14 protein-coding genes and 1 tRNA gene are annotated in these 13,671 nt (G+C 37.5%); 10 read left to right on the forward strand and 5 right to left on the reverse strand.

The annotated features are described in order from the left end of the window. Positions 1 to 368: 368 nt before the first annotated feature. The 3 genes from WN948_RS04900 (at position 369) to WN948_RS04910 (ending at position 2,890) form a co-directional block, all read left to right on the forward strand. Positions 369 to 1,607, forward strand: a complete 1,239-nt coding sequence (locus tag WN948_RS04900) for a proteasome-activating nucleotidase (RefSeq protein WP_342305887.1) — start codon at positions 369 to 371, stop codon at positions 1,605 to 1,607. Between the two features lie 86 nt (positions 1,608 to 1,693). Beyond that, positions 1,694 to 1,768 (forward strand) — tRNA-Glu (locus WN948_RS04905). A 120-nt stretch (positions 1,769 to 1,888) separates the two neighbouring features. Next, positions 1,889 to 2,890 (forward strand): tyrosine-type recombinase/integrase, encoded by a 1,002-nt coding sequence (locus WN948_RS04910; protein ID WP_342305888.1) that lies wholly within the window; start codon positions 1,889 to 1,891, stop codon positions 2,888 to 2,890. 279 nt (positions 2,891 to 3,169) lie between these two features. On the opposite strand, the gene WN948_RS04915 is transcribed toward WN948_RS04910, so the two are convergent. Next, entirely contained in the window at positions 3,170 to 3,397 is a 228-nt protein-coding gene (locus WN948_RS04915; protein WP_342305889.1) for a hypothetical protein, read from the reverse strand. A gap of 211 nt (positions 3,398 to 3,608) precedes the next feature. Between WN948_RS04915 and WN948_RS04920 the strand changes: the two genes are divergently transcribed. Both WN948_RS04920 and WN948_RS04925 read left to right on the forward strand, forming a co-directional pair. After that, the gene (locus tag WN948_RS04920) at positions 3,609 to 4,955 is read left to right on the forward strand and encodes an AAA family ATPase (RefSeq protein WP_342305890.1); all 1,347 of its coding nucleotides are present in this window, start codon (positions 3,609 to 3,611) and stop codon (positions 4,953 to 4,955) included. 1 nt (position 4,956) lies between these two features. Beyond that, complete coding sequence (locus tag WN948_RS04925; protein ID WP_342305891.1) at positions 4,957 to 5,454, forward strand: hypothetical protein; 498 nt, start codon at positions 4,957 to 4,959, stop codon at positions 5,452 to 5,454. 92 nt (positions 5,455 to 5,546) lie between these two features. Here the strand turns inward: WN948_RS04925 and WN948_RS04930 are convergent, their stop codons facing one another. After that, on the reverse strand, positions 5,547 to 5,954 hold the full coding sequence (locus tag WN948_RS04930; protein WP_342305892.1) for a hypothetical protein: 408 nt from the start codon (positions 5,952 to 5,954) through the stop codon (positions 5,547 to 5,549). Between the two features lie 346 nt (positions 5,955 to 6,300). On the opposite strand from WN948_RS04930, the gene WN948_RS04935 reads away from it, so the two are divergent. From WN948_RS04935 to WN948_RS04950, 4 genes are all read left to right on the forward strand, one after another. Beyond that, positions 6,301 to 6,483 carry a hypothetical protein gene (locus WN948_RS04935; protein WP_342305893.1) on the forward strand — a complete coding sequence of 61 codons (183 nt, stop codon included), beginning with the start codon at positions 6,301 to 6,303 and terminating at the stop codon, positions 6,481 to 6,483. Next, the gene (locus WN948_RS04940; RefSeq protein ID WP_342305894.1) at positions 6,484 to 6,891 is read left to right on the forward strand and encodes a hypothetical protein; all 408 of its coding nucleotides are present in this window, start codon (positions 6,484 to 6,486) and stop codon (positions 6,889 to 6,891) included. It begins immediately after the preceding gene. Beyond that, on the forward strand, positions 6,875 to 7,705 hold the full coding sequence (locus tag WN948_RS04945; protein WP_342305895.1) for a zonular occludens toxin domain-containing protein: 831 nt from the start codon (positions 6,875 to 6,877) through the stop codon (positions 7,703 to 7,705). The genes WN948_RS04940 and WN948_RS04945 overlap by 17 nt, the downstream gene beginning before the upstream one ends. A 416-nt stretch (positions 7,706 to 8,121) precedes the next feature. Next, positions 8,122 to 9,390, forward strand: a complete 1,269-nt coding sequence (locus WN948_RS04950) for a serpin family protein (RefSeq protein WP_342305896.1) — start codon at positions 8,122 to 8,124, stop codon at positions 9,388 to 9,390. On the opposite strand, the gene WN948_RS04955 is transcribed toward WN948_RS04950, so the two are convergent. Then, positions 9,297 to 9,746 (reverse strand): hypothetical protein, encoded by a 450-nt coding sequence (locus tag WN948_RS04955; protein ID WP_342305897.1) that lies wholly within the window; start codon positions 9,744 to 9,746, stop codon positions 9,297 to 9,299. The genes WN948_RS04950 and WN948_RS04955 overlap by 94 nt on opposite strands. A gap of 133 nt (positions 9,747 to 9,879) precedes the next feature. Here WN948_RS04955 and WN948_RS04960 point away from each other — a divergent pair, with 133 nt between their 5' ends. Beyond that, on the forward strand, positions 9,880 to 10,446 hold the full coding sequence (locus WN948_RS04960; RefSeq protein ID WP_342305898.1) for a site-specific integrase: 567 nt from the start codon (positions 9,880 to 9,882) through the stop codon (positions 10,444 to 10,446). A gap of 136 nt (positions 10,447 to 10,582) precedes the next feature. On the opposite strand, the gene WN948_RS04965 is transcribed toward WN948_RS04960, so the two are convergent. Continuing rightward, positions 10,583 to 11,743, reverse strand: a complete 1,161-nt coding sequence (locus WN948_RS04965) for a GIY-YIG nuclease family protein (protein ID WP_342305899.1) — start codon at positions 11,741 to 11,743, stop codon at positions 10,583 to 10,585. A gap of 1 nt (position 11,744) precedes the next feature. Then, positions 11,745 to 13,670 carry a DEAD/DEAH box helicase family protein gene (locus WN948_RS04970; protein WP_342305900.1) on the reverse strand — a complete coding sequence of 642 codons (1,926 nt, stop codon included), beginning with the start codon at positions 13,668 to 13,670 and terminating at the stop codon, positions 11,745 to 11,747. Position 13,671 lies beyond the last annotated feature (1 nt).

A 13,671-nucleotide genomic window follows, 5' to 3' on the forward strand; every position in this document is an offset into this window, starting at 1 on the left:
TAAGGCTTATTTTCAGAATTGAAACATTTAACACAGTTATAAAGCAATGTAAATACATCCTGAGACACATCTACAATAGAACAACTGTAATGATGATAGATAAATATTTCGTTATTTGTCGAATTTAGGACCATTATACCAATAATAAGACAAACAGACTGTACCCATATACAAATAATATTAAAAATCTGTTTTTAAAGCTTCTTTTACCAAAAAGAACATAATTAACCAGATTAACAGCGTTTTCTGTGAATAAGCCTGAAAATGAAGCGACATCACAATAATTAAGAAAATGGCATTCAGCAGGCAAAAACACTATGCTTCAATTCGGTTGGCTTTATATCCGATGATAACTATAGTATGAATCTATGTCAAATAGTAGTGCTGAATCACCAATTGACACCAATGGCTCAAAAATGAAGGCGCAGATCGAATCTGATAGCCTTGAAGAAAAAAGTGTAGAATCATTACTTCACGAAATCGAGATACTTAAAGTCAATAACGAGAACATGCGTGCTAAGTTACTTGAAGCAAGTATGTTAGCTAATAATTACCTTGAAGAAACTAATAAGTTCAAAAGGCAGATAGAGCAACTGACCACCCCACCTTTGTTCATTGCCACAGTAATGGAAATTGACAGCGGTCAGGCACTCATCAGGCAGCACGGAAATAACCAGGAAGTTGTGACAAGAGTACCAGCAAACCTGAATATAGAACCGGGCATGAGAGTTTGTGTTAATGCCGCATTCTCTATTATATCTATTATATCCAGGGCAGCCGATGTGCGCGCCCAGATAATGGAACTTATCAACTCTCCGGGAATCGACTATGACATGATAGGCGGTCTGGATGACGTGCTCAAAGAGGTCATCGAATCTGTGGAACTCCCACTACTTGAACCTGAACTCTTTGAAAAGATAGGTATCGAACCACCAACCGGTGTGCTGCTTTACGGTGCCCCCGGAACAGGCAAGACCCTTATCGCGAAGGCTGTCGCCTCAAGAGCACATGCTACATTCATACGCATGTCTGGTTCCGACCTTGTGCAGAAATTCGTCGGAGAAGGTGCGCGTCTGGTCAAGGATGTATTCCAGATGGCTCGCGACAAATCACCATCGATCCTTTTCATTGATGAGATCGATGCAGTGGGCGGTATGCGCACACATGACGGCACCACAGGTTCTGCAGAAGTCAACCGTACTATGCTTCAGCTTCTGGCTGAGATGGATGGATTTGACGCAACACAGAATGTGAAGGTCATTGCTGCAACCAACAGAATAGACCTGCTTGACCCTGCATTGCTTCGCCCGGGACGTTTTGACCGTGTTATCGAAGTTCCAATACCCGATGAAAAGGGACGTCTGGAAATACTGAAGATACATGCACGCAAGATGAGCCTCGCCGAAGATGTAGACTTTGATAAACTGGCAAAGATGACAGATGGCCTTAGCGGTGCCGACCTGAAGATCATTGCTAAAGAGGCTGGAATGTTCGTCCTGAGAAGACGCGGCGAAAGCATCACCATGCAAGATATGATGGAGGCTTACGAAAAAGTAGTTGCAGATGAAGAAGAAGAATCAAATATGCCTCATGCTATGTTTGCCTAAACCCCAAACATACATCCTTTTTCACTTTAAACGAAAGATTAATAAATCTTGAGTTACTTTCAAGGGTGCTGTTAGCAAATCAGACTGCTCCGATAGTGTAGCACGGCCAATCATGCAGGACTCTCACTCCTGCGACTGGGGTTCGAATCCCCATCGGAGCATGCTTCCTCATATCGTTTTTACTATTTTTCACATCATTGAGTAGAGAATACGTTATATACTAACATTTTAACTTAATTAACAATATATCTGTTAAAAATGTTACTTGTTGTGGTGAAGTCATGCAAGTAACATTAAAAAACAATGATGGAATCTTCCATAATATAATGTGTTGCGCACAGTCCAAACATATTGAGGGTTTTGTAGATGACATGTATTGTAGAGGATTTGTGAGATCTACAATAACAACATATACCTGCAATGTCAGGCATTTTTTAGAGTACACTAACTGTGTAGAAGAGGCCACATACGAAGACCTCAAGCGATACCTAACCCATCTTAAACAGATAAACAGAGCACCAAGTACGCTGAATGGTCATTTTTGCGCCATTAATGCATATTTTGATTACCTGGATTTCACAAGAGGAACCAGAAACAATATAGTACCCGTATTCAGGGACCGCTATCTCAGACTAAAGAAGCAGTACCATTACAACAATACCAGACAGGTAATAGATATTTCAACAATGAAAGAGCTATTAGCAGCCCCTGATGATGAAAGACCAGACAGAATAATACATAACTACGTAAGGACCGCACCGATAAGGGACAAAGCCATAATGACGCTGTTAGAAAAAACAGCAATGAGAAGGGGCGAATCCATGGCACTTACTGAAGATGACATTCTACTTGATGAAGGAGAAGTTTGGATAAACCCAAAATTCCGAAAAAGAACAATGTGCCTGGCCTTCATTGACAAGGAAACAAAACAGCTGATGCAAGAGTACCTTGAATGGAGAAAAAACGTAGTAAAGCAAGGGAATAACAGCTTATGGATCACCCACACAGGAGCACCCCTTCATAAGGATGATATGTATTACATTACCACCCATTATGCAAAAAAGATAGGCATACACAATCACAAGGGACCACTAATAGAACGATTTACCCCACACTGTTTTAGGCATTGCTGGACCACACACATGAGACAGGCAGGAATGCCGAAGGATTTCAGGCAATGGCTTAGAGGGGATGCCCCTAAGGATGCAGAGGATCTTTACAATAGGATCAAACCGCCGGAAGCAAAAAAGATGTATCTTAAATGTGTTCCGCAGTTATTGTAATGCTTCTTTTTCTGAATCGTTATCCGATTAAACGATAGAAATAAGTAAACACCAATATAATAATTTTTTTAACAACTGATATAACCTAAGATAATATAGCAACACACATATAGAATAACTTGCCTATATATCGCAAGATGTGTCGATTGGCTAGCTATTTTACCCCCAAACCAACCACCCCACATTATAATAGCTGGTCGATGCACCTCATTTCTAATTATTGATTAGATTCTGTTTAGAACGGGAGTATAATTTAGTAACTTTTCCTTTTTGTATAATCTAGCGTTTAGATCTACGCCAGCTGCAGGAAGAAATCATCCTTTTTGTGCATTTAAAAATATTCAGGAAATATCGCCAAGTGTCATTATCGTCAGATATGTAGCTTAGAATGACCTTTGAGCAATGTTCCACAAGTTCACCAGTTTTTTGATTTACGAATGAACCTTGAGCACGAATATCTATAGATCCACCCATAAAAGCAATGTCCATATTTTCCTTTTCTTTCAAGATTTGACCCTCCTTCGTTTTCAGTCATGCATTTATTACGGGATTAACGGCTGGTGGGTTGCAACGTTATGGATTGCAATGTGTGCCTGAAGCAAAACAAGGGCATTTTGCAAATGCCCAAATTAAAATTTGAGCAAATGAAATTGAATACTTTTATATGTTCAAACATTAATTTACATAACAGTTAACAATATTATAATCGGTGATGGATATGACAATTCTTTATATTGATAATTACAGAGGGTTTGAAAATGAATTTATTTCATTAAAAAATGTCAATTTTTTTGTAGGGGAAAATAGTACTGGAAAAACATCGATAATGTCACTAATTAATTTAATGTACAGCCCTCGATTTTGGTATGCAGGTCTGGGTCGCACAGATGATATGAATTTTGGTTTATTCAAAGATATTTCAAATCATGACATAAGTAATTATTTTAAAATTGGACTATTGGAAGAACAGTTTAACGAAGACACTGAAAATGTCCCATATTCTGGTATCATTCTCAAATACCAAAATAAAAAAGGTATTCCAAAACTGTACTGTTTTTGTTACATCGATGAGGGTCGTATTATCAAGATTATGTTAAATGGAAAACGTGTACGGTATTGTTACAAACATATCGATATATTGGACACGGAAGATGAAGATGAACGATCCTACCATGTATTAAAAAAAGCAGTAGATTTGATGGATGAACAAACCAAAAGAGATTATCATTATATAAGTGCTGATTACGATATTGATGATGTAATATTCATAATAAATACAATTCTAATGGAGATAAAAATAATGGAATCTCCAAAAAACCGCCCAGATACCCGGACACTGAGTTTCAGACTTCCATCTTTCATATTCAATATAACAAATATGGGATCAGTCGAATGGATTGCACCCATTAGAGCAAAGCCTAAAAAGACATATGATGAATATAGAGCAAAATCGACTCCTGAAGGGGACCATGCACCTTACATATTAAAAACCATACTTGGTAAGAAAAATAAAAAACAAAGTACCAAAAAAGATTTGATGGATAAATTTGGTGCTGAAAGTGGTTTGTTTGATTTAGTCGAAATTAAGTCATATGGAAATGAACCAGGCTCTCCATTTGAATTAGATATTAAAATGGGTGATTATAATTATGCAATCCCAAATGTAGGATATGGTGTTGCACAAGTTTTACCAATTTTAACAGGTTCCATATTTAATGAAGACAATACCTGTATCATTATTCAACAACCTGAAGTTCACTTGCACCCAAAAGCACAAGCAGCTTTAGGAGACTTATTCCATGAGCTTGTTACTGAAAACAAAATAAATTTTATGATTGAAACACACAGTGATTTTTTGATAGATAGATTTAGACTTAACACCCATTTAAACGAAGCAAATAAAAATCAGAACTTTGAATCTCAGGTTCTGTTTTTTACACGTGAAAAATCTAAAAACAGAGTGTGTTCAATTAAAATAGAAAAAAATGGGAAATATGCTGAAAATCAGCCTGAATCTTTTAGAGATTTCTTCATCAAAGAAGACTTAAGTTTACTGGAGATTTAATATGGGCATCATTATTGACATTAATGTACTTTCATGCGTATTCTCTCCAGGGAATAACAGGCACCATGAATTTGAGCCAGTATATAAATGGATAATGATTAAAAAAATGGGTAAACCCATTTATGGTGGAACCAAGTATAAAGCAGAATTAAGTCGAATGCCTAGGTATTTAAGTCTCCTTAATGAACTTTCAAAACAAAACAGGATCGTAAAAATAAAAGATGGTATTGTAGATGAGATTCAAGAAGAAGTAGAAGCAAAACTTAGAGAAAATAATCTATTGGACTGTGATGATCCTCATATAATCGCAATCACAATAGCTTCCAAATGTGGACTAATTTGTACAAGTGACAGTAGATCTCATAACTGTATAAAATCAAGATGTTTATATCCACCATATGTAAATACCCCTAAAATATATTCAACCAGATGTCATGAAGACTTGCTGTATGATCAGAGATTAACAACCTTTTCAATAAAAGAGTGTAATGTAGAATAAAAATTTTATTAAATTTTCAATTTTAGCTACGTACCAACCTTACACACTTAACGTTGCGATTCTGAAACTGTCTGGAGGAACTCTAAAATATTCTAGGAATAAACGCCGCTTTTTTGTGGTATTGTGTCATCTTTCAAAATTCGAGAGTATTCACTAACCAGGTAGTGAACAAATGCAGCATTATCAGGATTCCTTATTGATTTTAACCAGGCTTCCAGGCATTCGCCGGAAAATTCATCATATGGAACAAATTCTTTTAAGGGGAGATATCCAAGTTCTTTAAGGGAGTGTTTATCAGTTGCGGATCCATCACCCAAGTAACAAAGCACACCATCTGAACCAACGGCATAAGGCTTAGTTCTTTTTTCGTTTAAAATATCGAGCACAGCAACTTGTATATCTTTGATTTCATCCGGAGTTAAGTATTCTTCAGGTTTCCAGTTGTGGAGATTTCCGAACACGTCAGCAGGTTCAAAGCGAGATTTCCCGGCATTAACCAAGATTCCACAATGAGTGACTAGATAACGAATGTGTTTTACTATGTCACGGACAGAATCAAGAGTATAAGAGCCATCATTGGCCTGTAATTTTGTTAAAACAATGTTCTTGTCACCTGTTATTTTTTGGTGACCAGAAAAAAGGAGATAATGGACGTGTGGGGAAAAATTAATGAGATCACGCCACGGTTAAAAGCATCCCGACTCCATACTTCGAAAGTCCCTACAGCACCACCCAATCCTGAAAACGATGGATACATGTGCATTATATAAATAGGACAAGATGGTAGTATTTGTAGCCATAAATGGTTATTTGTATAGCTTAAGTATCACAAAAGGGACAGGTAATATGCTCAATGAGATTATATTAAGGTCAAAACTGGAAAACATATCGTTTAGGAAAGTATCGAGAAAAGGCCATTCAGTAGCTGTCACAATACCTTCAAATTGGGCACAGATTGGGGAGAGTGTTTGTGTTGCTGTCAGGAACGAGAATACGCTAATCATTTCCAAAAGTTTGAAGGATGAATAAATGGGTCGAATAGTTGCGGATAATTCAAACCTGCAGGTAGTCAATTTTACGGATCTTATTCTGCAGATCAATTATTTCATCGTTCAAAATTCAGCGTTTCAAAACTATGCGGCAATTTCCAGATTAGTGGAGCAACTGGATAACATCATGGATCCGTACAAGGATAAACAGTACATATCTGAATTGAAAGAGATGATGAAAACAGATAGTGTTGATGCAAAAACTCCGAATCAACTAAAGCAAATACAGCTCAGCATTGAGCGGGACCTGGTCAAACGCAAACATAGAGCTTTGATGAGATTAGCATACAGGAAGAGGTTCCTGCCAAGTGCAGCCTGTGGTAAAGATGATATCTTTGCTGAAGAGCAGCCTAATGTAATGGAGGCAAACAATGAGCTCCAGTATTGACGCTGTTGCCGGAATGATTCGGCATAGAATTAATGAACAGGACAAGAACTTCATGTGTGTCATGGTAGGTGAAACCGGATCCGGAAAAAGTGCGGATGCTGTTGAGCTGGCCAGGAGAATAGATCCATCATTTGAAGATAATCCCCGTATCGTTTTCACACCAAAGGATTTCCTGGAATATATCCCTAAGATGAAAAAAGGCCAGGCTATTATTTTTGACGAGGCAGGCGTAGGAATCCCAGCCAGAGAATGGCAGAGGATACAGAACAAGCTGATAGGCTATGTGACACAGCTTTTCAGGCATCTGAACCTGTGTGTAATATTCACAGTACCTTCAATGTCGTTCATTGACAAGCAGGTCAAAACATTACTGCACGCTGTTATTGAAACAAAGACCATTGATTTCAAGAACAAACTTGGTGTAGCTAAATACTGGAGAATTAATCACAACCCGGTATTTGATTTTACAAAGCTTGAGCCACTTATCCTGTTCAGTGGTGGCAACCATACTACCATAGATCCTCTCTATATCCCACATCCACCCCATGAAGTATGGAATAAATATGTAGCAATGAAGGAGGCATATGCAAATAAATTCTATCAGAATGCTTTCAAAGAGGTCAGCGGAGAGAAGGACCTTGTTGATGGTAACAGGATAAGACTGCTGACAAACAAAAGCAATGCATTCGATAAAGCTTTGCCAATCCTCAAGGAAGATAGAACATGGAAAGAAGTCGCTGAATTGCTTGGATATTCTGAGCGGACCTTACAGAACTGGACGAAGACAAACACCGCAACAGCAGCAATTGTTTAATTATACTTAATAATATAACTGAAAAGCGATAGCCTCAAGCAAATGATAGACTGGTTAAATCTATGAGTGTTGCGTGCTCTTGCTAGGATGAGGGTGGGCTAGTCAGTCCGGAGGAGATCTCCAGAGAAGGGTAGTGAGGTGAATCTAGCTTCCGATTATACGGTAGAATGGGATAAGCTTGATATTATAGGCACATTCAAAAGTATATTTAAAGATAAAAAGATAAAATTGGTTCGAATTACACCCGTCGCATAGTTATGGGGGGACATATACAACGCTGAAAAAGTGTACGCTATTTTGTGCAGAACATACACAATCAATTTTAAGCATATTAATAATTTCAAGCAAATAAGTGCAATATTATTATTTACGAGAATATTAAAAATTTTTAAGTATTCCTGTATGAATCATAAATTATGGATAAAACAAAAATTATTTTAGTTACATTGTTAAGTTTACTTGCACTACTGTGTATTGGATGTATTGAAGATTCGACTGTAAACGCAAAAACTACGATAAATGCAGAATCGGTTGAAGATTACGATATTGCAGCCGCAAATAATGCTTTTGCTTTTGATATGTATTCAATGGTAAAAAACAACGATGAAAATGTTTTCTTTTCACCCTACAGCATATTTACTGCAATGGCTATTTGTTATGACGGAGCTGAAGGTTCTACAAAAGAACAAATGGCAAACGTATTTTACTATCCTCTCAGCAAACCTATTCTTGAAGGGAGTTCAAAAGAGATGATAGATGCAATCAATTCTGACAACGCCGCATATGATTTGGAAACAGCAAATGCACTATGGGTTCTTGATGAATATCCTTTGAATGAACAATATGCATTCAATGCCAAAAACTACTACGATGGAATGGTAACACCACTTAATTTTATAGGTGAACCTGAGAAATCTGCAGATACCATTAACACTTGGATTGCGGAAAAAACCAATGACAAAATAAAAGATCTTATACCCAAAAATGGAATTGATTCCAATACAAGATTAGTGATTACAAATACAGTTTATTTCAATGGAAAATGGGTGTATGAATTTGAAGAGCCTGCTACACGGGAAAGATCATTCACTCTTTCAAATGGAGAGGAGAAACTTGTTGATACAATGTACAATGTGCAGAAGTTCAACTATGGAGATGATCAAAAAGCGAAGATATTAGAATTGCCATACAAAGGCAACGACCTATGTATGTACATAGTCCTCCCAAAAGAAAAAAATATTGCAGCATTTGAAGATGAATTTAGTTTTAAGTATTATAATAAATTGAAGGCTGATATGCAAACTAAACACTATGTCAAAACTTTGATACCAAAATTTAAGTTTAATACCGGGGCTGAATTAAAACCTCATTTAATAGAAATGGGGGTTGTCGATGCTTTCAATCCAAGTTCTGCCAACTTTACGGGTATTTTCGATATTAAAGAGCTGCCAGAAGGAAGCTTATCTATATCAGAGGTTTATCATCAGGCGTTTATAGGTGTAAATGAAAAAGGTACTGAAGCCACTGCTGCAACAGCCGTAGTTATGGAAGAGGAAGGTGCACCTGATTCTCCATGGGAGTTCGAAGCAAATCATCCGTTTTTGTTCATCATTGAAGATAAGAGAACAGGCTGTATACTCTTTATGGGTAAAGTTGAAGATCCTGAATATGAGGAAATGTCATAACGACATTTCTCCAATATATTCCTCATCTCCTTCGTATTCAAATTAAAATCTTCTTCCTTCACCCTATCCTTCAGTTTCTTCAATGTACTCCTGTACTTAATCCCAATTTCCCGAGCTTCAGCGGGAGTTAAACCAATAACAAACTCCCGTATCTTTTCAATATCATGATACATCTCAACAGTATTGCTCTCAAGCTCCTGCATTTCAATCTTATTTGCTTCCTTGCCAATATACACACATCCACTAGGCTTCAGATGCCTTCTCTCTAAAATCCCAACTTCCCCTTCAAATTTGGCTTCAGGATGGTTTATGTAATCAAGAAACACATCACTTAATGGTTTCCAGTATCCCCCCATGATGTTTAAGAAAATACTAATTTTGTCTTGTCGTTTTCACCTATAACGACAGCTTTTCACTGCAGAACCCGGGGAGATTTCCCAGGATAGAACCATAGAAACTAATAGAATTTTGTTGTTATAATAAAACAGCATGATAAAAACGGAGCCTATCCTGGTTAATGGTGTTAGGGTCCTAGGACCTTATGAGGTTGATCTACTAAGAGATAGTATCCCTCAGATGTATCTTAAAACTATCTTTGATGTCTGCTTTTGGTCAGGGATGAGATATGTTGAGGTCCAGAGGTTGCATGATCATCCGCAATGGTGGTGGAAGATCCGCAAGACAATACATCTTCCGGAGGAAGCCCAGAAGAAGGCAAAACGAAAGCAGCTTGAAAGGTATGTGCATCCCATCCCTGGCCAGCTGGAGAATGTCCTGGACTATTTCTTCAAGAATAAAAGGCCACCTTCGAGATCTGCCTGGAATGAGAACCTTTTGAGATGGAGTGAAAAATCCGGCCTTAACTCATTAGGGTTGAGTAGCAAAACCACCAGAAAAAGTATAGAGTCCTGGATGATCACTGCAGAGATTCCAATTAACGTGATCTGTTTGCGCCAGGGACATGATAGTTTGACATCTATGCTGCATTATCAGGGCTTGCCTTTCACGGACGGCGAGAAGGTGGAGATCCGGAGAAGGCTGGTAGGATGGAAATAGGTTCCGATTATACCCATAATGTATTTAATGGGCAATAACTATCTTGAAAATAGCTCATCATAAATTTGAAATGTAGTGCATTCATTCTTCATTCCATATATGTGTGTTATGATAGGATTTCTACAGAGCCCATTTTTTACTTTGCCACAATCTGTTCCTTTTCTATATCATAACGAAAATCGAGAATATCACCAGAAATTATGAATTCAATAGCCTCTTCGATTGCGTCTAATGGTACTATAAACCATTCTCGTGGAGTATGCCGTATCCCATTCTTATCAAATATATCTAAATTCAAGCAAGTTTTTCCAAAAAAGTTATGGGTTAATTGTTCCAGTTTTTGTGGATTTAGATTATAACATTCGAATATTGAAACCAGTTTGACAGGTGCCATTAAATATGTCGGTTCCTGTTCAGCATTTTTTATTCTTTCCTCAACTGGTACATTTGAATATCCAATCTTGTAAAGATTTGAAATAGTTCTTATTTTAGGGTCGCTGCTCAATGACTTTAGAATATAAATGAACCCGGTTTCTTTATCCTCTTCAGTAATACCTTTTAGGTCACCGAGTAGTCCATCTTCATTTTCCGATACTCGACGACCATTCTTATAAAGTTCTGCAGATAATGATCTTAAAAGCATGTCTGATTCAGTCCCATTTTCAAATATGCATCTTAGACGAGCATTTATTTTGCCTTTTTCACTGGATTTTTTTCCAACTTGAGCGACATAAAGCAATAATCCTTTCAATACAAAGAAATGGCCTTCGACAATATCCTGTTCATTTTTGAATGGATATAATCTACGCTTTTCATTTGCCAGATCGGATTGGCATTGTATAAACAGGGATTCAAATTCTTCAAAATTTTGGCATGGTTTTCTACTTGCAACATAATCCGGCATGGTCGTTTCTTTTGGGATATGTTTGAAATCAAACAATCCTTTTGAATCACCACCCAGAATATCAAGAGAATCGTCACCAAAAATATCATCAATTGAGTTTATTTCCTTCTTTTCATTTTTGAGTAAGCTGTACTTATCAAATAATTTACAAGCCAGATTCTTGTCTTCATCTTCTCTGAAGGTTTTCAAGCGGCAGTAAAGCATATGTTCAGAAATATTTCCAGCATTTGGTTGAGGCTCTCTTTTGTGTTTTTCAATGAAGTGATTAATCTCTTGAAAAGATGCAAGCAAACGGTCATCACTGCCTAGAGCAGAAGATTTTTTGGGCTTTACATCAAGCAAACCCATATGATCGGAGTTGAATATTTCATGTAAAACGCTCTCCTTATCCATTTTAAGCACCTTGCTTTCGCTTTTCTTCTTTCAAATAGATAATGCATTCAGCCATTCTTCTTTCTAGTGGATCATTTGAACTCAGACTTGGTTGTTTGTTATAGGTTTTAACAAACTCCTGAATTTTAGGCCATAGAATCTTGGCTTCCTCAAAATCCATTCGGATCCTAGTTGCTTCAATGGTTTCCTGAATGATTTTTAGAATTTGTGTGGTAACTGACTTGGAAAGAACCTCAAAGGCTTTCTGGAAAGGATTCACCTGATCTATGAGATCAATGTGTATGTCATCAATGTTCACAAAAGTGTCTGCCATTCTGATAAAACGCTTATCTCCAGACTCTTTTATTTCTCCATTTTTAATAACCGAATCAACTACTACATGCTGACGAACTTCTTCAACTTCATCATCTGACAATTCAGGATACTTTATCCTGATAATCTTTGGTATGAGAACTTTGTTAATGACTTCAGGGTCCACATTACCTGGCATGGCTTTAAGCATGGTGTCATCTTGAAGTATAGTTGCTTTCAAATCATTAATGTCTGATTCCAAAATGTCTTTTACCCGCTTGGAACTTGGTTCTTTAAGGCCTCTTATTTTGATCTCACCAGGTTTTGCTTCATCATCGTCTGAAAGTTTGGTCTTAAATTTCCAATTAGGAGCTAGGACCTGTTCCATCAGCAAAGAAGCTGTAATGGCTTTGAGCATATTATTAACCGATAGCTTCACCAGGTCGTCAGCAGCATCAGGTTGAGCAATTAGATTTGTGAACTGGGCATGTGTTTTATTACTGCTGTCTCTGGTAGCACGCCCTATTATTTGAATGATCTCTGTCAATGAACCCCTGTAACCAACGGTCAAAGCATGCTCACAATAAGGCCAGTCAAACCCTTCTTTTGCCATACCAAGAGCAATTATCAAGTCCATATCATCAATTGATTCAATATTTCTCAGGTAGTTAACGATCTTATCTCTTTCTTTTGGACTGTCTTCGACTAAATCAGCTACTTTCAAGATCTTACCATCTGCTTCCCTTTTAACATGGATAACCCCTGTATCAGCATCCTGTCTGAGTACTGTACCAATTTCATCCAAAATAAAATCGACCTCGTTGTGTTTGTCTTTAGTGGACTCTCCAGAATTGACATTTGGAATATGCAGAATTGTCTTTTTATCCGTGTCCAGAACTTCTAAAATGGCAGAGGTGTATTTACCTTGATAGAAATGATAGCCAATTCCAAGCGATTTCAAATATGTGTAGCCGTTTAACTGTTCGTAATAATTGTAACTTACTTTGGTGAATTTAGCTTCGTCTTCTGGTTCCAGAATAGGGACACTATCACCCCTGAAATACGAGCCTGTCATAGCAATAATATGGGCTGAAGATTTCATCATAATATCGCGCAGTGATTCTCCTAAACGACTGTTCACATCGGCTGAAACATGGTGAAATTCATCAATAGCAAGCAAGACGTTATTGAATTTAGCTTCGTCCAATTCCTGAAATGCAAAACGAAGGGTAGCATGCGTGCAAATAAGGATCTCTTCGTCATTGTCCATGAAATTGTGAAAGGCTTCTACTTTGCCTTTGCTTCCGTCACTTCCAGGTGTACAAAGATTGTATCGATCATTGGGTTCCCAATCAGCAAAAAAGCCATGTGATCTTAAATCAGTTTTAGCAAATGAACTTCCAATAGAACGCTCAGGAACAGCTACAATGACTTTTTGAATGCCTTGGTTTTTCAATTTATCCAAAGCCAAAAACATCAAAGCACGAGATTTACCAGATGCAGGCGGTGCCTTAAGCAATAGATATTGTGCATCCCTTGATTCATATGCCCTGGCTTGCATATCACGCATGCCTAAGGAATCGTTTTTAGTGCTTTCACCTGTTTGATTGTATGTTACATGTACTATGTCCGTCATA

Source organism: Methanolobus sp. ZRKC5 (assembly GCF_038446525.1).
GTDB lineage: Archaea > Halobacteriota > Methanosarcinia > Methanosarcinales > Methanosarcinaceae > Methanolobus.